Origin of the sequence: Spirulina major PCC 6313 (genome assembly GCF_001890765.1) — a bacterium.
Lineage (GTDB): Bacteria > Cyanobacteriota > Cyanobacteriia > Cyanobacteriales > Spirulinaceae > Spirulina > Spirulina major.
In genome coordinates, this window is sequence record NZ_KV878783.1 from 3,008,460 (window position 1) to 3,029,717 (window position 21,258).

Genomic DNA, 21,258 nt, shown 5'->3' on the forward strand with positions numbered 1-21,258 from the left:
AGCAGACCAGACGATCGAGATCAGACCGCAACGGGTTCCGGATTGCATTGATAATCCGGGATGCAGTTGGCTGCCATGAATTGATGGTACGCGGTAATGTTGCGATCGCAGCGTTCACCGTCCCAACCGCAATAGCGTTGGGCAATGTCGGCTAACACCGGCAGGGTATCGAGGCCATAGTTTTCGAGCATAGCGATCGTCGTGCGGCGGCGGGTGATGTCCACAAAGGTTTCGGCCATTTCCGAGCGGAACCCGTAGACAATCTGCGCCTTGATGTCGGGCAATTGAGGATGGATCAACTCGGCCAATTCCGGCGATTCATCCACCAACGCCAACACCTGCGCCCCTTGGGAGCCGTAGAGAGTAAACAGATGATGGACTGTTGCGGTGGAGACGCGATCGCCATATTGCTCCACATGGGCTTGAATGCGATCGTCCGTGGGCAAAATGCACCCCGGCAGCGGCTGCGTCAAGGTTGGACAAGGGGGAGCCATCCGCCCCATTTTCCGATAGGCCGCATCTACCATTTCTTCCCCCACATGGCGGAAGGTGGTGAGCTTGCCGCCGATCAGCGAGATCAAATTCTTAACCCCTTCTTTGGTGTGGTCAAACAAAATATGTTTGCGCGTTAGCTCGCCGGGATTTTTGCCTTCCTGATAGGGCAGCGGCCGCACTCCAGAATAGGTAAACGTCACCTCATCCCGGCCCAGATTCGCCGTCGGAATAATCAAGTTCGTTTCTTTGAGCAGATAATCCACTTCATCGTTATCCGCTTTCAGGGGGTCAAGTTCACCCTCAAAGCGAAGATCGGTAGTACCAATCAGGACATGGCCCAACCAGGGCACGATGAAGAAGGGGCGGCCATCGGTTTTCGCTTCCACATAGAGCGCGGAATCTGGCGCACCGGGGAAGGGTTTGACGACGATATGGCTGCCTTTAGTGCCGCCGATTTTGCGGGTGGAGCGCAGAGCATCGGGGGTGAGGTTCAACACCTGATCCACCCAAGGGCCAGCGGTGTTGATCACCACGGTATCGTCGTGGGTTTTGAGGGTATAGGGTTGGCCAGAAAGTTGATCCTGGCAATGAACGGCGGTGATGCGATCGCCGTTAACATCAAAATTCGTCGCCGCCATGTAGTTACAAACCGTCGCGCCCGCACTTTGAGCCTCAAAGATATTTTCTAAACAGAGCCGCTCCGCATAGGCAGCTTGGGCATCGTAATATTGCGCCCCGCCTTTGAGGTTTTCCCGATCCATGGTGCGGAAGAGTTGTTGAAACTCGTCTTTGGGGAGCATCCGGTGTTTGGGGACGGATTTATCGTAGCTGAGAAGGTCATAGAGACACATCCCGGCTTGAATTTTCCAGTAGGGGCGCGATCGCCCTTTGTAGATCGGCACAGTCAACAGCAACGGCTTCACCAAATGGGGAGCCATCCGCAGGAGCACTTCCCGTTCCCGCAAGGATTCCCGCACCAGTGGCACTTCAAAATATTCCAAATACCGCAGCCCACCATGGACTAACCGAGTTGACCAGCTTGATGTGCCGCTGGCAAAATCCCCCCGCTCAATCACAACCGTTTTCAGGCCACGGAGGGCTGCATCACGGGCTACACCAGCCCCATTAATACCACCTCCGATCACGATCAGGTCGAAGGTTTCCTGTTCAAGATGGGTAAAATTTCGCATTATAAATCCCAGTGGTTGATAGTTTGAGATGACAAACAGATCCCATGGGACAGCGGGAAAGGTGGATCTAGTCCTATCCCCTGTCCCGAATTCACCTGTACCTTAGCGTACTTCCTGCGGTTCTGTCGGTTTGGTGAGCACAGGCCACTGATGGGAGAACTTTTCCGGATCAGGTCTGACGCTGGGGGTTCGGAGCGGCGGCGATCGTCCCCCCACGGCTTAAAATTAGGTCAATCTTCAGCAGGCGAATCCCCCATGACAAACGTAACAAGTGAGTGGACAACAATGATTGGCTCAGCGGGGGAGGATCGTGCTCAGGCGATCGCCACGGATGCGGCCGGTGTGAGTTATGTGACGGGGTATCAGGTGAGCGAGGGTGAGGAGGAAACCACGCCGCGTCGCTTGGCTTGGGTTGCGTCCTACGATGCTCAGGGAGCGTTACGGTGGCGACAGGGGATTGAGAGTGATCATGATTTAGAACCGAGAGCGATCGCCCTTGATCCCGGTGGCTTAATCTATCTCGCGGGCACGGCCTACGCCCGTGATCCGGAAGCCACCAACGCCCCCACAGCAGAAACCTGGCTCGCTCAACTTGACACCCAAGGCACAGTGCAATGGTTTCTCTTCCTGTCGAGTATTCATCCCCAACAACCCAGTAGCCTCACCCTCGATCCCCGTGGCGATCTCTACCTGACGGGATTTATCACCCCCTCGGGCCAACCGGGGGAAGCCTGGTTAGGGAAATATGCCCCCAATGGCGATCGCCTCTGGTGGACATCTCTGGGCCAACACCACGACACCGCCACCACCCGCGTTGTGATCGGCGAAGACCCCACCGCCCGCACCAAATTCGCCAAAATCACCGTTTATGTGGCGGGCAATACCCTGATGCCCATTGCCGATCGCGCTGATGCCCATGATAGTTGGCTGGCACGGTACAGCAGTGAGGGGATTCAACGCTGGATCGTGCCGATTGGGGATGCGATCGCCTCTCCCTGTGCCACCCTCCAGGTTAATCACGAAAACCATGTCTTTCTTGCCGGAACCACGACCCAGAGTTTGACGGCTGATCCCCTCGCTGAACACGCCCTCTGGTTCGCCCAATACGCCCCCGATGGCACACCGGTCGCCCTGCAACAATGGGCCGATGTGGGCTGTTTAGCGACATTTGTGGCAGAGGGCGATCGCTCCTATCTCCTTGGCTCCAGCACCGACACCACAGCCTGGCTCTCGGAGGTGACTCCCACCGGGAGAAATCTTGCGCCGGTCTCTCTGGGGACGAACGGCCAATTTTGCATGGATGCAACCCTTGCCTCGCCCGCGCAGCTTTATGCCATCGGCTACACTGCCATCGCTGAACAGCCCCATCAGGCTTGGATCAAGGGCGTAACCTTAGCCCATGACTAAGCCTCAGTGAGGGGCGATCGCATCGTTTGGGTCAGGGGCAGTTCGAGGGTAAAACACGCGCCTGCGCCGGGTGTGGTGTCACAGGTTAACGCGCCGTGATGGTTTTTGACGACCATTTCATAGCTCGTGTAGAGACCAAGACCCGTACCCTGGCCCACAGGTTTGGTGGTGAAGAACGGGTCAAAAATGGACGTTTGATCGGCGGGGGAAATACCGGGGCCATTGTCGGCGATCGCAATAGTGACGCGATCGCCTCTGAGCGCCGTCGTAATGTGGATGGTACGCGGTTCGTCCCCATCCAGCCGACCAAGGGCATCAATCGCATTAGACAAAATATTCATGAAAACCTGATTGATTTCCCCCGCATAACATTCAACATCTGGCACTGTTCCATAGTCTTTGATCACAGTAATCGGGGGAACTGTACGGTCTAGATGATCCGCATAAAAGCCATCTAGGCGATGTTGCAAAATGAGCAACGTGCTATCAATGCCCGCATGAATATCTACCCATTTTAATTCCGCTTCATCCAAGCGAGAAAAATTGCGCAAACTCAAAACAATCCTATGGATGCGATCGGCTCCAGACTTCATTGAGTCAAGCAGTTTAAAGATATCTTCCTTCAGAAAATCCAAATCCACCGTTTCGACAAAATCAATAATATCCGGGTCGGGATCAGGATGTTTTTCGCTATAGAGATCAATAAGATTGAGGAGGTCTTGGACGTAGTTTTGGGCGGGGGTGAGATTACTATAAATAAAGCTGACTGGGTTATTGATTTCATGGGCAATTCCAGCGACTAATTGCCCCAAGCTGGTCATTTTTTCGCTCTGGATCAGTTGGATTTGGGTTTGTTGGAGTTCCTGGAGGGCTTGGGCGAGGGAGTTGGCTTTTTCTTGGAGGCGGATTTCTTTGCGTTGGAGGGCTTCGTTGGCGATGGAGAGTTCTTGGGTGCGTTCCATGACGCGGGTTTCGAGTTCTGCTTTGGCTTGTTTGAGTTGGGCGGTGGCGCGGCGGCGTTCTTGGAGGACAGCCATGAGGACAAGGGTGGTGACGGAAACAACGCCGATGTAGGACTCTAGGAAGAGAAGCGATTGGGTGAAGTCGTCACGGATGAAGGAACTGCGTTCGAGGACTGTTCCGGCGATCGCAGTTAATCCGGTGACGGCGATCGCCAAGGTTGTCCCCTGTTCCGAAAAGCGAAAGGCCGCCCACACTAACAGGGGAATAATCAGATATTCCACCGGATGCCCATACCAAAAAGCGAGGCTCCCCACCAGGCAAAACAGCAAGCCCCAACTGAGGATTTCGAGGGAAAATGAGCGACGGTTTGAAGGTGAGACGAGGAGCAGTGTTTGGGGTGGACGTTTCCAGGTGAGGAGCAAGGGAGTGAAGATCAGCACACCCGCCAGATTAGAAATCCACCAAGTGAGCCAGGCTGAGCCAAACAGGTTCCATGCCACCCAACCCCCCACACAGAGGGAAAGCACGCCAATGGTGGCGCTGATCCCTTGGGCGAGGATGCCCCCAAAGGCCACGAGTTGAAAGATTTGCGGCGATCGCTTCAGGGGATACCGGGTTTTGGCGAACCGGACGATCAACCCTGTGCCGATCAGGGGGGTGAGGGTGTTGCCGATGGAGGTGACAGCGCCAATGCTCAGGCTCACGGGGGAAGGATTGGTGAAAATGGAGATGCCAAAGGAACCTAAAAGAATCCCTGGCCAGATCTGAAAACCCCAGCGGAGGGTTGCCGCGAGGGCAATGCCTGCCGGAATCCAAACGGCGGTTACATCCCCCGGTAAGACGGCCAGTTTTAAGCCCAGCAGCCCAAAACCGCAGTAGCTCACCATGATTGCTGTGACGAGGGCGATATAGCGACGACTACCGAAACGAGGACGGACAACCATATCAAAAGGAAGGGGGGAGGGAAATGCTCGTGATGCGGAGGAATGGGGAAGATGCGGAGGATGGGACTGCTCAAGCAAAGCATCCAGTTCAATCCTGATTTTATCCTTGCGGGGTTTGCGATCGCTTGTGATCAGTAATAGATAAATCTATATAGCGGTCAGCGATCGCAAGTCGTCCCGTTTTGGGGTTGTGTTAGGTGAAAAATTGTAGTAAGGAAATCGGGTTAGGCGGCGAGGATCGTGATCTCGGCGAGGGATGCGATCGCACTATCCACCGATTCCCTCGGTACTGCCGCCCCATTGCCCCAACAAATTCCCACCACACCCCCAGCCCCTGCCGCCCGTGCCATCTGCCAATCAAAGGCCGAATCTCCCACCATCACCGTCCGCTCTGGGGCTACGTTGAGCAATCCACAGGCTTTGAGGTACAGAGCCGGATCGGGTTTCGCGAGTCCGTCGTCTTCATGGCCCAACTCCAGCGCAAAAAATGGCTGTAATTCGGCATAGCGGACAAATTCCTGCACCTCCACCGTCACCGCCGCCGAAAGCACCCCCAAGGCGATCCCCGTCGCTGCCAGGGATTCAAGGGCCGAGCGTACCCCTGGAAAACACGGGCTAGTTTGGGCATTGCGGGGCACGTATTGATGGGAATCTTCAAAGGCTTGGTGGGCGATCGCCCGCGCTTCGGCCCAACTGCGGCCAGTTTCGGCAATGTAGGCCGCGGCGGCGATTTCGTTTTCCTTACGACTGCCGACGGTCATTAACCCTTGGGGATCGAGGCTGTCGCCTTGCACGCCGAAGGCCATCAGCAACGGTTCCCCCACGCCGGGGATTTGGGCATCAATGAGGCGCGATCGCTTCTGGGCCAATTCCCGTAAATAGTTGGCCGAATGTTCCAAGGTGCCATCTTTATCGAAAATAATCGCCTCGATCCCGTTAAACTGGGTCGTTCCACACTGTACGGTTACCAAATTAAACTCCTTAACAATCTGTTACGGGATATCTTTCCCCTACAAGCAAAATGATAAGCTGGCAAATGCACTGAAAATTTAGTATTAAAACATTACAAACGGAGCAAATATGACGGGGTCGGAATTACCACATTTACTGCGGGTTGCGCGGGGCGAAGTGCTCGAACGTCCGCCCGTTTGGATGATGCGCCAAGCCGGACGCTACATGAAGGTGTATCGGGATTTGCGCGAGAAGCATCCCGGTTTTCGCGAACGTTCGGAAAATGCCGACCTCGCCATTGAGATTTCGTTGCAACCCTGGCGGGCCTTTCGTCCCGATGGTGTGATCATGTTTTCGGATATTCTCACGCCGCTGCCGGGGATTGGCATCCCCTTTGACATTGTGGAAAGCAAAGGGCCGATGATCGACCCGCCGATCCGGACAATGGAACAGGTGGAGAAACTCACCCCCCTCGATCCCGATGCGTCGCTACCCTTCATCCGCACGATTTTAAGCACCCTGCGCCAAGAGGTGGGCAACGAGTCTACGGTGTTGGGCTTTGTGGGTGCGCCTTGGACCTTGGCGGCCTATGCCGTGGAGGGCAAGAGTTCTAAAAATTACGCCGTGATTAAGAAGATGGCGTTTTCGGAGCCGACGGTGCTCCATGGGTTGCTCGCGAAGATTGCCGATGCGATCGCCACCTATACCTGCCATCAGATTGAATGTGGGGCGCAGGTGGTGCAGATGTTTGACTCTTGGGCGGGGCAATTGAGTCCTCAAGACTACGAAGCCTTTGCCCAACCCTATCAGCAGCGCGTCGTGGATCAGGTCAAGGCGAAACATCCCGATACCCCGTTTATCCTCTACATCAGCGGTAGTGCTGGGGTGTTGGAACGGATGGGCAAAACGGGGGTGGATATTATTAGCGTTGATTGGACGGTGGATTTGGCCGAGGCGCGGCAACGGTTGGGCCCGAACATGAAGGTGCAGGGCAATATTGATCCGGGGGTGCTGTTTGGCTCCAAGGATTTCATTCGCGATCGCATCCTCGACACCGTGCGCCAAGGCGGTGGCCAAGGTCACATTCTCAACCTCGGCCATGGTATTCTCCCCGGTACACCAGAGGAGAACGTGGAGCATTTCTTTGCGATCGCCAAGCAAGTTGATCAACTGCTAGCGGTTCACGCCTAATTTAACCCCCTTTTCGTCAATAGGAGAGGTTGCTTCCCCACCGGGCTGCACCTCTCCTATCGAAATTTAGTTCCCCCTAAGAGTTCAACGCCGTGATCCCTGAGCCTGTTCATCCCGATTCCGTGACCCCCGAACCCGTGACCCCCCCAGCGGTGCAGTCCGAACCGGCCAAGGCTGATCCCATCCCCCCGCAGCCGGTGAACCCGCCCACCCCTGACCCGTTGAGCCACCAAACCCCACCGCGCCCCGCCCAAAGCAAGCGTATTTTTATCACCGGCGGCAGTGGTTGCATTGGTCACTACCTTGCCGAAAGCCTGATCGAAACCAGCGATCACGAACTCTTTTTTCTGATTCGTAACCCCGACAAAATTCAATTTGATTGTGATGCACGTCCCGGCATTCACATCATTTACGGGGACATGAACACCATCGATGACCAAGCCCAACTCCTCAAAACCATTGATGTAGCGATCCTCACTGCCAATGCTTGGGGTGGGGCCAAGGAAGTGTTTGATGTCAACGTCGCAAAAACCCATCGGTTGATCAACCTCCTCGACCCCGATCGCTGCCAGCAAATTCTCTATTTTTCCACCGCCAGCATTCTCGACCAAGAAAACAAACTCCTCGAACAGGCCAAGCAGATTGGCACCGAGTACATTCGGTCGAAATACAATTGCTATACCCAATTAACGCGATCGCCCCTCGCCGACAAAATCACCGTCCTCTTTCCCACCCTCGTCTTTGGTGGCAGCAGCACCAAGCCCTACTCCCACATTTCCGGCGGTCTTGCTGAGGTGTCGAAATGGATCGGGCTGGCTCGCTTCTTCAAGGCCGATGCTAGTTTTCACTACCTCCACGGCCGCGATATTGCCGCCGTGGTGCGCCATCTTGTTGATCATCCCCTCGCCAAGAATGTGCAGGACGAGTTAAACGATATTCCTCTCAAACAGGTCATCCTGGGTAATCCTGCCCTCACCGTGAACAACGCGATCCGCGAACTTTGCCTCTATTTTGGGCAGAAAATTTATTTTCAAATCACTGTGTCCTTGGGGTTGGCGAATCTGTTGATCAAGGTGTTTCGGATTCAAATGGCGGCCTGGGATCGGTTTTGTCTGACCTATCGCCACTTTACCTACCAAAACCCCGTCAACCCCGCCACCTTTGGTTTACCGGTCTTTTGCCCCACGCTCTCTGATATTTTTCTCGCCACCGGCATTAAGGGTAAACGGATGCCAACACAATCTCAACCTGACACCCTTCAATGACCCCCACCTGGCATCCGCCGAGGTGGGGGAGTGACCGGAGATAACCCGGTCGTAGCTGCGAATAGGCCACCAAGGTTAGTACGGCAACACTTCCGGTTGCTTCTCTAAATCGGATTATTTGTAAGGCCCTGGAATCTCAGGGAGTGGGTTCAGCCCAGAAACACCGTACTCACTGGCTGAAGAGACCTATAGTTTTGGAATTATCTTCCATGCAACGCATCCCAGTCCAAAACCCTGATGGTACTCCTGCCATGCCCACCAAGAGTAGTCGCGCTCAAAAGTGGGTAGCGCAGGGCAGAGCTACATGGGTGAAAACCAATCTACGGATCAAGGCAGTGCGCCTAAAAGCGGAGCCATCGGGTCGTAATACCCAGCCCATCGTGGTCGGGGTCGATCCCGGCAAACTCTATTCAGGGATTGCCGTTCAATCCGCTCAAGCGACATTATTCCAGTCCCACCTAGAACTCCCCTACCCCAGGGTGCGTGAACGGATGGATCATCGCAGAATGCTACGGCGTTCTCGCCGCAGTCGGCGGATTAATCGAGAGTTACCCTTCCAGCTACGAAATCATCGCCAAAAACGATTTAACAACCGTAGAAAAAAGAAAGTCGCGCCCAGTATCCGAGCTAACCGAGACCTAGAGTTTCGAGTTGTTCAGGAGTTGTCCCAACTATTCCCCATTGCCACCATTGGCTATGAGAAAGTTCGCGCCGACGTGGACTTAACCTCAGGTCGAAAGGGAGCAAAATCTGGGAAAGGTTTCTCTCCGGTCATGGTGGGGCAAGCCTACGCCATTGAGAAAATGGAGCAGATTGCCCCCGTCTACACTCGCTACGGGTGGCAGCAGGATGGCAACGGCACCGCTCAACTTCGCTCTACCCTGGGATTGAAGAAGTCTCAGGACAAAGCAGAACAAATTCCCCAAACCCATGCGGTAGATGGTATCGCTTTAGCCTGTGGATACTTCATCGGGTATCGTCCCTTCCACCGGAAACGCAGTCACGGTTATCTTTGGTTTGGAGAGGTTAAGCTCACATCTGCCCCATTTGTGGTGATTAAACGGCCACCCATCAGTCGCAGGCAACTGCACCTCATGGTTCCCCGTAAAAAGGGTCTACGCCGCAAATATGGGGGCACAGTAACCCGCCATGGATTCCGGAAGGGGGATCTAGTGCGGGCTGAGATGGCAGGTCGTGTCTCGGTGGGCTATGTGAGTGGGGATACAACTCGGCAAGTTTCTGTTTCTGAGTTCACTTGGAAGCGTATTGGGCAGTTTAGTGCTGCCAAGGTTGAGCTACTCTATCGCGCCACGGGTATTTTGGTCAGTTGCCCGCAGAGATTGTCAGTCAGTGGGGCATTTAACCCCGCTGCCTGACGCTTGTTTCCTCCCCCACCTGCGGTGCGAGGTGGGGGAGGAAACAAGGAGTTTTTGATGAATCCAGTACCGAGGACAACTGAATGCGAGTCCATGTCCATACCTCACAAAATTGATGGGGCTTCAGCGATTATGCGCCATGCCATTGGCATTGGGGGGGTTGGGTTTGGGCAAGGAGATGGCCGCGACTGATCACCTGGGTGACGGTGGCGCGACGACGCAGGGCATCGTAGGGATCGATCGCATCCAAACAGATTAAATTCGCAGGCTTGCCGACTTCGAGGCCGTAGCGATCGCCCACATGCAAGGTTTTCGCTCCGTGGCGCGTCACCATGTCATAACAGGCTTCCATCTCGGCGCGTCCCGTCATGTGGCAGGCATGGATCGCCATGGATGCTGGATCGAGCATATTCCCGGTTCCCAGGGCATACCAGGGGTCTTGGATGCAGTCATTGCCAAGGCTGACGTTGATGCCGTTTTGCCAGAGTTCTTTAACGCGGGTGATGCCCCGCCGTTTGGGGTAGGTGTCGCCGCGACCTTGGAGGGTGATGTTAATCAGGGGGTTGGCGATGATGTTGAGTTGGGCGCGGCGGAGGGTTCCCATTAATTTTGTGGCGTAGGCGTTGTTGTAGGAACCGAAGGCGGTGGTGTGGCTGGCGGTGACGCGATCGCCCAACCCCGATCGCAGCGTACAGGCGGCCATCACTTCTAAAAATCGCGATTGTTCATCATCAATTTCATCACAATGGAGGTCAATTAAGCGATCGTGCTGGATAGCTAGTTCAAACAGCCGTTCTACCGATCGCACCCCATCCTCGCGGGTCAGTTCGTAATGGGGAATGCCGCCGATCACATCTACCCCCAGGGCGATCGCCTCCTCCATTAACCCCTCATTCCGGGGCGAACCGTACAGCCCATCCTGGGGAAACGCCACCACCTGCACCGTCACCCAATCCCGCACCGCCTCTCGCACCGCCAACAGCGATTTTAATGCCGTTAATGTCGCCTCACTCACATCCGCATGGGTGCGCACAAACAGCACCCCCTGACTCGCTTGGGCTTTGAGGGCGGCGATCGCTCGCGCCTGCACATCTTCTGACGTGAGGGACTGTTTCCGCTCCCCCCATATCCGAATCCCTTCAAATAACGTGCCGCTCTCGTTCCAGCGCGGTTCTCCCACGGTCATTGCTGAATCCAGGTGAATATGAGATTCCACAAAGGGAGCCGAGACCATTTTTTCGGCGGCATCGATTTCCACGGGGGCGGTATTCGTCAGGTGGGGTTCAATGGCCATGATGCGATCGCCCACAATCCCCACATCCACCGCCGCACTGAGGTGATCCGTCCACAGTCGCGCCCGCCGCACAATCAGATCAAAATCCGTCATCTTGCTGCCCTTACCATTCAGTTTTGATCATTGTGGCGTAGAGAGGAGACCGGGAAAAGTGAGGGGTGAACAACTCGAAACAAGGATCGCCCCCCATCTCACGGGGAGCGATCGCTGGTTTGAGAACGTGACCCGATGGCGTTCTAGGCTTGGGTTTGGTCGGCTTGTGCCGCATCGAGGGCGCATTTCGCCACCTTGAACAGCGATCGCGCCTGTTCCACCGGAGAAAGCGTATCCCAGGCTTGATCGGGTAATTCAACCTCTGGCGCACCACTACGCATCGCAGAGGCCAACGGACGGGCAAACACCTGAAGATCATCCACAGACCAATCCGTTAACAGCGGTTTCACGCATTCCACTAATTGTTCAATGGGAGAGAGACCGGCTGTAGCGAGGGTTTGGGCTTGGGTGGCGATCGCGGTTAACCAATCCGTCGGAATTTTCCCAGCAAATCTAGCCTGTAAACTCTCGATCAAGGACGCGGTAGGGGTTTGGGGCCAACAGGATTCCACTTGGGCAAAAAAGGCTTGGGCGCGGCTGTCCCATTCCACCGCCGGAATTTCCGCAAAGCCGGGCACTTGGGTTTCAATCTCATTACCATACTGTTCAGCGGTGGTTAACGGCCATCCGTAGGGGTAGGCGGTTTCAGCAGTGAACAGGTCTGCCAGTAGGTCACTGACGGCATCACGGTGAAGGTCTTGCCGGGTTGCTGGGTCAATACGAGGGGTGTTCATGGGCTTTCTCCTAGTTCCATCCGCAGGGGCTGCGGTCACGTTCTGGGGGGATCTACACCGTCAGATTAGCCCGTTCCGTAGTCATGACCAACTTTTTTTTGCCCTTAGCGATCCACAATCAAGGAAATTGCCGAGAGTAGCAAGGATTCATAGCGGCGCGTTAGGCTAAAAATCGTACTTTTTCCGACCGTATCGAGGGATCATATGCTGCAACAAACCACATTGAACCTGATCGCCATTGGGGTGTTTTTGATGGTGTTGTCGGTATTGGTGGGGCCTCTGATCCAACTGCCGCCTGCGATTCCGGCGGGGGTAACGCTGGCGGTGATGGTGCTTTATGCAGCGGATACCTTGGCATGGCAGGGGCGCGTCGGGTCGCTGCTGGTGGATGGGGTGGCGCGGTTTTCCTCGGAGCATCGCGATCGCATTCTCCACCACGAAGCGGGGCACTTCATCACCGCCTACGCCTACGACATCCCGATTTTGGGCTATACCCTGTCGGCCTGGGAAGCGTGGCAGCAGCAAAAACCGGGGTTTGGCGGCGTGGAACTCGACGGCAGTTTACCCGATGCGATCGCATCTGAGGGAGCGATCGCCCAAAAACAATGGCTCGATCGGATCTGTATTGTCTGGATGGCAGGAATCGCCGCCGAACGCCTTTGTTATGACAGCGTTGAGGGGGGCAATGATGACCGTCAGCGAATTTTAGAGACTCTCTCTCTCACGGGGCAATCCCTCAGCGGCGCGGCGGTTAAGCAACAATGGGCCGAACTCCAAGCCAAAACATTAATGGAACGCCACCGCCCCGCCTACGATGCTTTGGTGGCGGCCATGGCCGATCGCGCCTCCGTGGCAGACTGTTGCCACGCTCTGGCTGAGGCGGGGTTAGCTAAAGGGTGAAAGTTTCTTTTTCAACGCCGTCATCGCCCGATCCAATACAGCGGAATAGGTGAGTTGACCGCAGAGAATTTTGCTCATCAGGGTGGTGGCGAAGGGTTGTTTAATCCCCACGGTGTAGGCTAGTTTGGGGAACTTGTAGAAAATACCGCTCACCCGTTGGGCCAACACCATATTTTCGCCCCAACTCGCTTGGATCACTTGGCTATAGTTGGCGATCGCATCACCATCCCCCGCCTGGGCAGCGGCGATCGCTTCAGCGGCTTTCACCCCACTCCACAAGGCCGGGCGAATTCCTTCGGCGAGGAGGGGATCAGCTAAACCAGCACTATCCCCCACCAGTAGGGCGTTTTGGGTGTGGAGGGGGGCTTGGTGAGTCCAGAGATTCATCGCAGCGGGTTGAATCGTGGCGGTGCGATCGCCAAGGTAGTGCCGCAATTGTTGCTCTAGGTCGCGCTCTTTGCCTTTTCCTTCCATGGTGGCGGCACTGACGACGGTGCGATCGCCCTGGGGAAAATTCCAAATAAACCCATTTTTCACCTGACCAAAATCAAATTGGGCCAAGGTGGGTTCTGATGGTGCGTCGTTGAGATAGGCTGAGGCGGCGATCGCCGAGCGTCCACAGCCTTTTAGCCCCAGCAGCTTGGCACAGATACCCATCGCCCCATCCGCCGCAATCACATAGGTGGCCGTCAGGACTTCCCGATTGGTCGTCACTTGCCACTGGTTCCCGTCAAAACTCAACCCCGTCACCGAGGTTTGATCCTGCACCGTTGCCCCGACGGCCTCCGCTTGCTTCAGCAAAAAGGGATCAAACACCTCCCGCTGCACCATCCACATCGGCTCCGTGCGCAACCGCACCTGCACCGGATCACCCTGTTGCCAGGTAAAGCGCACTTGATCCACATGAGCCGCGATCGCCGGTTCAAAATCAAAATCAAACCAGGCTGCGATCGCCGGCGACACCCCACCCCCACAGGGCTTACTCCGGGGTAACGCCGCTTTTTCCAACACCAGAACCGAAAGTCCCCGTTTAGCCAGGTGATAGGCCGCCGCCCCCCCTGCTGGGCCAGCGCCCACAATAATACAGTCTGTCATTCAGTGATCCTCTCGTTGAAATTCTCTCCGTCCTCCGCTTCATCCTGAGGACGGAAATTCTCGACCTAACGAAAGTTGTTCGTTAGAGGGGTGACGGGAAACGGTATGAGCCAGTTGCCCATCATCCCCTTGGAGCCTCAGCCTGGGTCAACTACATTTGTTGAATAAAGCGACTAGATACATATCGACCCGGTGCAATTTGCGCCCAGCCGTTGGCCTGGCCAATCACATTCACCCGTGTTCCGTTGGCCAAGGTTTGGGCGACGGAATATTGCTCACCGGGGCCGGTGCGGACGTTGAGGGGTTTGGAGTTGGTGTTAATCCGGTATTGACCTTGGGCGATGCGGGGGGTCGTGGTGGTAGGTGCGGGCATTGGGCTACCCCGTAAGGCGGCTATGGTGCGGGGGCCCACCACACCATCCACACTTAACCCGGCGTTTTGTTGAAAGCTGCGCACGGCGATGACAGTATCGTCGCCATAGTAGCCCCGGCCACTGCCGTCAGCACCATAGCTGATTGAATAGCCTTTGTTGCGCAGGAGGGTTTGCACTTCGGCCACCTGTTCGCCTTTTGACCCTTTGCCGAGGAGGCCAGTGCTGCCGCCGCTGGTGGGACGGGATGGAGAGGGGCCGCCCACGCCGCCCGATGTGCCGCGTAATTTTGCCCAGGTATTCGGCCCGACGACTCCATCAACGGCGAGACCGGACTGTTGTTGAAATTTTCGCACGGCATCGGTGGTTTGGGGGCCGAACTTGCCCCGGCCGCCACCGTTGGCACCGTAGCTAATTTGAAACCCTTTGTTGCGCAGCAGGGTTTGCACTTCGGCGACGCTGTTGCCAGCATCACCAGGGCGGAGCACTTGGGCCAGGGCGGGGCTGGTGACGGTCATCGCCCCGGCTATCAGACCCATGGACAGCATCGTTAAAAAGAGGCCGTGGGAGAGCGATCGCCACTGGGTCGCCTGCCAGAGTTGAATTTCACTGTAATCGTAGGTGATCCCTGCATCCACCTCATGGGCTGCATAGGCATCGGTATAGGCCAAAATATCCATAAAACCACATCCAACAAACACTAATCTCTGCACCCTTCATCGTAATCGGAAATTCCTAAGAATCAAGGTTCTATGCTGGGAGAGTAATCCTTTGTTATCTGAATCCGGTGATTCGTCCCGTCCTGAAAACTATGGCTATTTGGCAAGCTGATTTATTCCGTTGTCCCCCATCCCAGGCTGCTGATCAGCCTTTGTGGTATCTGCTCCTCACTACTCCTCAGGGGGATTTAAAAATTGACACGACGATCGCACAGGGGGCGGTGAATGGGGATTGGGTAACGGCACAGTTAGGCGCGGCGGGGATTGCGGGGACGCTGGAGGTGTTTCGACCCCAAGCGGTGGGGCTGTTGGGGGTGGCGGCGCAGCGGTTGGGGTTGACGCTGCGGGAAACGCGGCGCACTGGGGGGATTAAGCAGGTATTGTTGCAGCGTTGGGGGCCGCAATTGTTGCAAATCGAGTCTGCGCCGCCCCAAGGGATTCCCGATGCGCTGTGGGGCGATCGCTGGCGGTTTGCCTCGATTCCGGCGGGGGATTTGGATCTGTGGCGCGATCGCCCCATTCCCTATCAACTGTTTCCCAACGCTTTGGATGATGTGGCGCAATCCCTCGATCCGACGGCCCAAATTCCGGGGGTGGTGGTGGAAGGCGGACGGCGATCGCGCTCCCTCGCCCAATGGTTAGACAAGGCGAATCCCTTCGCGCTCCATTACATCCCCACGGAGGCGGGACAATCGGGGGGGCTAATTTTAGAGGCGGGTCTGTGCGATCGCTGGGTGTTCATTACCTTTGAGGATGAGGACATGGCCACAGCAGCAAGCCACTATCAACACCAGTTAACCGCCAGTCGCGGCCTCCATTTTCTCTTGGTGCAACCCGATGATTCCGGGATAACCTTTACAGGGTTTTGGCTGTTGTGCGATCGGTAAGCGGTGGCGCGTCCTGTCCCAAGGGGTTACCCCGATCCGCCAAGAACTGAAGTTCTTGGCTCATAGCGAAAGTGGGCTGAAGCCCACTCTGGAACCCGTTTTAACGGGTTTTCGCTCTGAGGCGGGGATTTCAATCCCCGACGGGGGGTTTGGGGTGAGGGGAATGGTTAAACCATCAGGAAATATTGCGGATAGTGACGCATTAACCAGGCTAAACCACCGAGCAACACCGCTAACCCCAAGAGTCCCCAGGCAAACCCGGCCTTGTGCCAGGGAATTTCTGCATATTTTTCCAAGAGGTAGAGGACGAAAAACGTGCCGCCGATCGCTTGAAATTGTTGAATTCCCAACACCCCGCCGCCGTAGATGGCCAACAGACCAGAGGCGATGGTGACGCATTGGAGGGCGACGTAATGCCAGGGTTGACCGTGGCGATACCAACGAGACGACCAAATGAGCAGGCCCAAGCTATAGACGAAAGTGCCAACAAAGAGAATGCCGGGCTGGAAGAGGGCGGCAGCGGGGAGGGTGAAGTGTCCTTGGTGGAGGGGGATATAGAGGGCGATGAAACCAAGGGAACTGAGGACGGCGCGGGGGAGGGCGGCGCGGCTACGAAACCCCAAAGTATAGAGACCGGGAAAGATAGCGATCGCAAACCCCAAGGTGGCCTCGAAAGCCAGCACCGTGATGAACCCTAAAATTTTGCTATCTTGCCAGATCGCCGTCGCGCCCCAGGCCAGGGTGAGGAGGAAGGCGCAGACGGTGAAGGGATCACAGCCCAGTTTTGGATAGATTGATTTCACCGCGTTGGGGTGGGCAACATGAGACCACGCTAAACTCGCTCCTAACCCTAAGCAGCCGGGCAAGGCTCCAAATTCATCAGGACTGCCCACCATTAACCCGATTGATCCGGCGTAGGCTAAGGCTTCATACACCACCACGGGAATCATCATCAGAAGTGCGACTAAATACAGCCCCACGAGCCACCCGATCGCAAGAATGAGGAGGACACTGGCGATCGCCCAAATCACATTGGCAAAGGTCACCACGCCCCGCAGTTTTTGCCAAAGGCTGCGGGGGTATTGTTGGGGATGGGTGCGGTAGTAGGTGCGTTGGCTGGCGGCCACCTCAGGGGTGAGGACGGCGCGGGCTTCGAGGTCGTTGATCACCTCTAGGGCCGCGTCGCGGGTGATGGGGACAGCGTGGGCGGTGGGGGCGAGGCTTCCCGACGACAGGGTGAGGAAAAAGACCAGCACCAGCGTGAACAAAGAACGGAGTCGGAACATGGGTAGAGGGTGGGGCGTGAATGGGATACTTGCATCTTGCAAACTGGGGCGAGGATTCTGGCGGGACTTAGGCCAGTTTGGCGATCGCCTCTGGTGATTTCCCTCCTTTCACCGAGCTACTGCCGATACACAATGTTCTAATGTTGACCCAGTCTGCATTTGATCCCTCTCTCCGTCAGGGCAGCGAGCTAGAAGCTCGCACTACAGAGAATTCCAGCAATGGTAGTGTGAGCCTCTGGCTCACTCAGACTCGATCCAGATTCGCAACTTGATTTATGGATAAGCAGTAGCTTTCACCGAAGAAGCGAAAGACCTGTGGCAAAATTGATAATACATTCGCGCAAAAATTATTCTTTTCACGCCATCCCGCATGACTGCTAGTATCCCGACCCTCGCCCCGCAATACGATCCCACCACGACCGAATCCAAGTGGCAAACCCATTGGGAAACTCAGCAGGTCTTTCATGCCCACCCCAATCCCGGCAAAGAGAGCTACAGCATTGTGATTCCGCCGCCGAATGTGACCGGGCGGCTGCATATGGGTCATGCGTTTAATACGGCCCTGATTGATACCCTGGTGCGCTACCACCGGATGCTAGGGAAAGATACCCTCTGTTTACCGGGAACCGACCACGCCAGTATTGCCGTGCAAACCATCCTCGAACGGCAATTGCGCGAAGAAGGGACCAACCGCGATGCGGTGGGGCGGGAGGAATTTCTCAAACGGGCGTGGGAGTGGCGATCGCAATCTGGAGGTGCGATCGTCGATCAACTGCGTCGCCTGGGTCTGTCGGCGGACTGGAGCCGCGAACGCTTCACCCTGGACGAGACCCTCTGCGAAGCCGTGGTCACCGCCTTTGTCAAACTCTACGACGATGGTCTGATCTATCGCGGTAATTACCTCGTCAACTGGTGTCCCGCCTCCCAATCCGCCGTCTCCGATCTCGAAGTCGAACCTAAAGAAGTAGACGGCCACCTCTGGCATTTCCGCTACCCCCTCAGCAATGGTTCCGGCTTTGTGGAAGTGGCCACCACCCGCCCCGAAACAATGCTCGGTGATACCGCCGTGGCGGTCAACCCCAAAGACGAACGCTATCAAGGTCTGATCGGGAAAATGCTCACCCTGCCGATTTTGGGGCGACAAATTCCCGTCATTGGGGATGACTTGGTTGATCCGGAATTTGGCACGGGCTGCGTGAAAGTGACCCCCGCCCATGACCCCAACGATTTCGAGATGGGGCAACGCCACAACTTACCGATGATCACGATCTTGAATAAAGACGGCACAATCAATCCGTTGGGGGGGAAATTTGCCGGACAAGATCGGTTTGAGGCGCGTAAAAATGTGGTGGCAACCCTTGATGAATTGGGGGCCTTGGTGAAAGTGGAGCCCTATCACCACACGGTTCCCCATAGCGATCGCGGCAAAGTCCCCATCGAACCCCTCCTCTCCACCCAATGGTTTGTCAAAATTGACCCCCTCGCCCAAACCGCCCTCACAGAACTCGATCAACACAACTCCCCCCAATTCGTCCCGGAACGGTGGACAAAGGTGTACCGCGATTGGCTCGTGCGCCTCAAGGATTGGTGTATTTCGCGGCAACTGTGGTGGGGGCATCAAATCCCCGCCTGGTATGTGATCAACCAAACCAACGGCAAAATCACCGACCAAACCCCCTTCATCGTGGCCCACAACGAAGCCGAAGCCTGGGAAAAAGCCAAGGCTCAGTACGGCGAGGATGTGCAGTTAGAGCGCGACCCGGATGTGCTCGATACCTGGTTTTCGTCGGGATTATGGCCCTTCTCCACCATGGGCTGGCCCGCCGAAACGGATGATTTGGCGGCCTATTTCCCCAATGCCACCTTGGTAACGGGGTTTGACATTATCTTTTTCTGGGTGGCGCGGATGACGATGATGTCCGGCTATTTCACCGGCAAAATGCCGTTTCAGGATATCTACATCCATGGGCTGGTACGGGATGAGAACGGCAAGAAAATGTCAAAATCCGCCAATAACGGCATTGATCCGCTGCTGTTGATCAATAAGTACGGGGCCGATGCGCTGCGCTACACCTTGATTAAAGAAGTGGCCGGGGCGGGGCAAGACATCAGCCTCCAGTACGATCGCAGCACCGATGAATCGGAATCCGTGGAAGCCTCGCGCAACTTTGCCAATAAACTCTGGAATGCGGCGCGGTTTGTGATGATGAATCTGGAGGGACAAACGCCTGTCGCCCTGGGGGTGCCCGATGCCTTGGCATTGGAATTGAGCGATCGCTGGATTCTCTCCCGCTTTTACCACACCGTCACCCAAACCCGCGACTACCTCGAACAATACGGCCTCGGCGAAGCGGCGAAGGGACTCTACGAATTCATTTGGGGTGATTTTTGCGATTGGTACATTGAACTCGTGAAACCCCGTCTCCGCGATGGGGCTGACCCTCAATCCCGCCACAGTGCCCAGCAAACCCTCGCCTACGTCCTCGAAGGAACCTTAAAACTGCTCCACCCCTTCATGCCCCACATCACCGAGGAAATTTGGCAAACCCTCACCCAGGCGGACGGGGTAACCCTCGCGACACAACCCTATCCCGTCGTGGATGAAATCCTCGCCCACCAACCAGAGGACGAGGCCCCGCCTAGCTCCGATGCTGCTACCGCCTCGGACGAAACCGCCGCAGAACGCCCAGAGCCTGAGATCAAAATTCCAGTACGCGAGGAATACGACAATCCGGTGATTCAGTTCATCGCCGATCTTCCCTATTTCTTCAGCACCTTCACCGCCCAAAATCAGCGCCTCCTCCTCGCCGTGGCGATCGCAGGCGTTGGGTTTGTGAGTTTGAAAGTGCTGGCGAGTCTGCTCAATACCCTCGATAAAATTCCGTTCATTGCCCCCGGTTTCCAACTCGTAGGCTTTGGGGTGATTACCTGGTTCGTGATCACGCGCCTGCTGCGCAGTGAACCCCGCCGCAAGAGTTTGCAGCAGGTGCAAAGCCTCTGGAAGAGTGCGATCGGGAATGTGGAAGAACAGTGGGCCAAGGTGACACACAGTGACCCTAGCGAACCCGCTGCGACTTCTGCCCCCGCCACTGCGCCCGTTCGTCCCTATACCTTGGTGAACCCCACCTTAGAAACGGACTTTGCCTTGCTGATTGGCACAATCCGCACGGTGCGAAATCTCCGCGCTGAAGCCGATATCAAACCCGGTGTCAATGTCCCGATTTTGCTCCAAAGTGACCAAGCCAGCGAGCGCGACATTCTCACCGCTGGCCGCTACTACATCCAATCCTTAGCCAAGGGTGAAACCGTGACGATCACCTCGGCACTTTCCGAAGAATCCAGTAACCGCTCCTTTGGGAGTGTGTACGGGACGGTGCAGGTGCTGATTCCGTTACAGGGCTTGGTGGATTTGGATGCATTGCGCGATAAGCTCACGAAGAAGTTAAGTAAAGTAGAGAAGGAGGCGGAAAGTCTGACGGGTCGCCTCAATAATGCTAATTTTGTCAATAAAGCTCCGGAGGAGGTTGTCGAGGGTGCGCGACTAACGTTAGCAGCAGCGAATAAGCAGGCCGAGATCCTTCGCGATCGCCTCATGCGCCTTCAATAACTGCCCCCTGTTCACCCCTGACTTATCGCCCGTATGTTGTATTTAGCCCAAGTGCGAAAATATTCAAGCGTAGACGGGATGGTGCTGGCTCTCTTAGCGGAGCAGACAGCGGAGCAAACCTGGGTTGTGCAACCGGCTGAACCCTTGACCGTCCACCCGGATGATCTCCCCCCCATGACCCCCACTACACCGGGCATGTTAGTCCTTGTCGAACTGGATCACAATGCCAGTCCGGTACGCATTCGTGATGCCCAGGACTGGATGCTCAAAATGTTAACCTCTTTTTCGGACTACTCCAGTCGTCTCCACTGGCTCGAAGCCCAAGAAGACAAAATCGAACAGTGGCGACAGGAATTAACGATCAAGAGCCAGGAAATGAGTATTAAAAACCTGGAACTTGAAACCCGTCGCGAACGGTTTGAAGCGGAACAGGCGGAACTCGAAAAACGCTGGCAGGCTATTCGCGATCAAGAAGAGGCCTAATCAATTC

The 21,258-nt window shown here is 55.8% G+C and carries 16 protein-coding genes; 8 read left to right on the forward strand and 8 right to left on the reverse strand.

Going from position 1 to position 21,258, the window contains the following annotated elements; genetic code table 11:
• Positions 1 to 20: 20 nt before the first annotated feature.
• Entirely contained in the window at positions 21 to 1,685 is a 1,665-nt protein-coding gene (gene glpD, locus SPI6313_RS13225) for a glycerol-3-phosphate dehydrogenase (protein WP_072621427.1), read from the reverse strand.
• Positions 1,686 to 1,940: 255 nt separating this feature from the next.
• Here glpD and SPI6313_RS13230 point away from each other — a divergent pair, with 255 nt between their 5' ends.
• Positions 1,941 to 3,092: a hypothetical protein gene (locus SPI6313_RS13230; protein ID WP_139276640.1), complete on the forward strand. Its 1,152-nt coding sequence runs from the start codon at positions 1,941 to 1,943 to the stop codon at positions 3,090 to 3,092.
• Here the strand turns inward: SPI6313_RS13230 and SPI6313_RS13235 are convergent.
• Both SPI6313_RS13235 and SPI6313_RS13240 read right to left on the reverse strand, forming a co-directional pair.
• Positions 3,089 to 4,999 (reverse strand): MASE1 domain-containing protein, encoded by a 1,911-nt coding sequence (locus tag SPI6313_RS13235; RefSeq protein WP_072621429.1) that lies wholly within the window; start codon positions 4,997 to 4,999, stop codon positions 3,089 to 3,091. The two genes, SPI6313_RS13230 and SPI6313_RS13235, sit on opposite strands and share 4 nt — an antisense overlap.
• 224 nt (positions 5,000 to 5,223) lie before the next feature.
• Positions 5,224 to 5,970, reverse strand: coding sequence for an HAD family hydrolase (locus tag SPI6313_RS13240; protein WP_072621430.1), 747 nt, complete (start codon positions 5,968 to 5,970; stop codon positions 5,224 to 5,226).
• Positions 5,971 to 6,079: 109 nt separating this feature from the next.
• Here SPI6313_RS13240 and hemE point away from each other — a divergent pair, with 109 nt between their 5' ends.
• The 3 genes from hemE (at position 6,080) to SPI6313_RS13255 (ending at position 9,782) form a co-directional block, all read left to right on the forward strand.
• The gene (gene hemE, locus SPI6313_RS13245; protein WP_072621431.1) at positions 6,080 to 7,141 is read left to right on the forward strand and encodes a uroporphyrinogen decarboxylase; all 1,062 of its coding nucleotides are present in this window, start codon (positions 6,080 to 6,082) and stop codon (positions 7,139 to 7,141) included.
• Between the two features lie 92 nt (positions 7,142 to 7,233).
• Positions 7,234 to 8,406, forward strand: a complete 1,173-nt coding sequence (locus SPI6313_RS13250; RefSeq protein ID WP_245788772.1) for an NAD-dependent epimerase/dehydratase family protein — start codon at positions 7,234 to 7,236, stop codon at positions 8,404 to 8,406.
• A gap of 209 nt (positions 8,407 to 8,615) precedes the next feature.
• Positions 8,616 to 9,782: an RRXRR domain-containing protein gene (locus SPI6313_RS13255; protein ID WP_072621432.1), complete on the forward strand. Its 1,167-nt coding sequence runs from the start codon at positions 8,616 to 8,618 to the stop codon at positions 9,780 to 9,782.
• Between the two features lie 130 nt (positions 9,783 to 9,912).
• Here SPI6313_RS13255 and codA read toward each other — a convergent pair whose 3' ends face one another.
• Both codA and SPI6313_RS13265 read right to left on the reverse strand, forming a co-directional pair.
• Positions 9,913 to 11,169 carry a cytosine deaminase gene (gene codA / locus SPI6313_RS13260; RefSeq protein WP_072621433.1) on the reverse strand — a complete coding sequence of 419 codons (1,257 nt, stop codon included), beginning with the start codon at positions 11,167 to 11,169 and terminating at the stop codon, positions 9,913 to 9,915.
• 143 nt (positions 11,170 to 11,312) lie between these two features.
• Positions 11,313 to 11,903: a hypothetical protein gene (locus SPI6313_RS13265; protein WP_072621434.1), complete on the reverse strand. Its 591-nt coding sequence runs from the start codon at positions 11,901 to 11,903 to the stop codon at positions 11,313 to 11,315.
• A 204-nt stretch (positions 11,904 to 12,107) separates the two neighbouring features.
• Here SPI6313_RS13265 and SPI6313_RS13270 point away from each other — a divergent pair, with 204 nt between their 5' ends.
• Positions 12,108 to 12,803 (forward strand): ATP-dependent Zn protease, encoded by a 696-nt coding sequence (locus SPI6313_RS13270; protein ID WP_217650603.1) that lies wholly within the window; start codon positions 12,108 to 12,110, stop codon positions 12,801 to 12,803.
• Here SPI6313_RS13270 and SPI6313_RS13275 read toward each other — a convergent pair.
• Together SPI6313_RS13275 and SPI6313_RS13280 are read right to left on the reverse strand one after the other, a co-directional pair.
• Positions 12,789 to 13,898 carry an NAD(P)/FAD-dependent oxidoreductase gene (locus SPI6313_RS13275; RefSeq protein ID WP_072621435.1) on the reverse strand — a complete coding sequence of 370 codons (1,110 nt, stop codon included), beginning with the start codon at positions 13,896 to 13,898 and terminating at the stop codon, positions 12,789 to 12,791. The genes SPI6313_RS13270 and SPI6313_RS13275 overlap by 15 nt on opposite strands.
• 151 nt (positions 13,899 to 14,049) lie before the next feature.
• Entirely contained in the window at positions 14,050 to 14,949 is a 900-nt protein-coding gene (locus SPI6313_RS13280) for a peptidoglycan-binding protein (protein WP_072621436.1), read from the reverse strand.
• Positions 14,950 to 15,080: 131 nt separating this feature from the next.
• Here SPI6313_RS13280 and SPI6313_RS13285 point away from each other — a divergent pair, with 131 nt between their 5' ends.
• Complete coding sequence (locus SPI6313_RS13285) at positions 15,081 to 15,875, forward strand: Tab2 family RNA-binding protein (protein ID WP_072621437.1); 795 nt, start codon at positions 15,081 to 15,083, stop codon at positions 15,873 to 15,875.
• 167 nt (positions 15,876 to 16,042) lie between these two features.
• Here the strand turns inward: SPI6313_RS13285 and SPI6313_RS13290 are convergent, their stop codons facing one another.
• Positions 16,043 to 17,161, reverse strand: coding sequence for a hypothetical protein (locus SPI6313_RS13290; protein ID WP_072621438.1), 1,119 nt, complete (start codon positions 17,159 to 17,161; stop codon positions 16,043 to 16,045).
• A gap of 370 nt (positions 17,162 to 17,531) precedes the next feature.
• Here SPI6313_RS13290 and SPI6313_RS13295 point away from each other — a divergent pair, with 370 nt between their 5' ends.
• Together SPI6313_RS13295 and SPI6313_RS13300 are read left to right on the forward strand one after the other, a co-directional pair.
• Positions 17,532 to 20,768, forward strand: a complete 3,237-nt coding sequence (locus SPI6313_RS13295) for a valine--tRNA ligase (RefSeq protein ID WP_072621439.1) — start codon at positions 17,532 to 17,534, stop codon at positions 20,766 to 20,768.
• Positions 20,769 to 20,801: 33 nt separating this feature from the next.
• Entirely contained in the window at positions 20,802 to 21,251 is a 450-nt protein-coding gene (locus SPI6313_RS13300) for a hypothetical protein (protein WP_072621440.1), read from the forward strand.
• Positions 21,252 to 21,258: the final 7 nt, after the last annotated feature.

What these genes read in the sequence shown, in the direction of transcription:
- SPI6313_RS13285 (WP_072621437.1), top strand. Translation starts at nt 15,081, where the DNA reads ATGGCTATTTGGCAAGCTGATTTATTCCGTTGTCCCCCATCCCAGGCT.
- SPI6313_RS13255 (WP_072621432.1), top strand. Translation starts at nt 8,616, where the DNA reads ATGCAACGCATCCCAGTCCAAAACCCTGATGGTACTCCTGCCATGCCC.
- SPI6313_RS13235 (WP_072621429.1), bottom strand. Translation starts at nt 4,999, where the DNA reads ATGGTTGTCCGTCCTCGTTTCGGTAGTCGTCGCTATATCGCCCTCGTC.
- SPI6313_RS13300 (WP_072621440.1), top strand. Translation starts at nt 20,802, where the DNA reads ATGTTGTATTTAGCCCAAGTGCGAAAATATTCAAGCGTAGACGGGATG.
- SPI6313_RS13270 (WP_217650603.1), top strand. Translation starts at nt 12,108, where the DNA reads ATGCTGCAACAAACCACATTGAACCTGATCGCCATTGGGGTGTTTTTG.
- SPI6313_RS13275 (WP_072621435.1), bottom strand. Translation starts at nt 13,898, where the DNA reads ATGACAGACTGTATTATTGTGGGCGCTGGCCCAGCAGGGGGGGCGGCG.
- SPI6313_RS13265 (WP_072621434.1), bottom strand. Translation starts at nt 11,903, where the DNA reads ATGAACACCCCTCGTATTGACCCAGCAACCCGGCAAGACCTTCACCGT.
- glpD (WP_072621427.1), bottom strand. Translation starts at nt 1,685, where the DNA reads ATGCGAAATTTTACCCATCTTGAACAGGAAACCTTCGACCTGATCGTG.
- codA (WP_072621433.1), bottom strand. Translation starts at nt 11,169, where the DNA reads ATGACGGATTTTGATCTGATTGTGCGGCGGGCGCGACTGTGGACGGAT.
- SPI6313_RS13230 (WP_139276640.1), top strand. Translation starts at nt 1,941, where the DNA reads ATGACAAACGTAACAAGTGAGTGGACAACAATGATTGGCTCAGCGGGG.
- SPI6313_RS13290 (WP_072621438.1), bottom strand. Translation starts at nt 17,161, where the DNA reads ATGTTCCGACTCCGTTCTTTGTTCACGCTGGTGCTGGTCTTTTTCCTC.
- SPI6313_RS13295 (WP_072621439.1), top strand. Translation starts at nt 17,532, where the DNA reads ATGACTGCTAGTATCCCGACCCTCGCCCCGCAATACGATCCCACCACG.
- hemE (WP_072621431.1), top strand. Translation starts at nt 6,080, where the DNA reads ATGACGGGGTCGGAATTACCACATTTACTGCGGGTTGCGCGGGGCGAA.
- SPI6313_RS13280 (WP_072621436.1), bottom strand. Translation starts at nt 14,949, where the DNA reads ATGGATATTTTGGCCTATACCGATGCCTATGCAGCCCATGAGGTGGAT.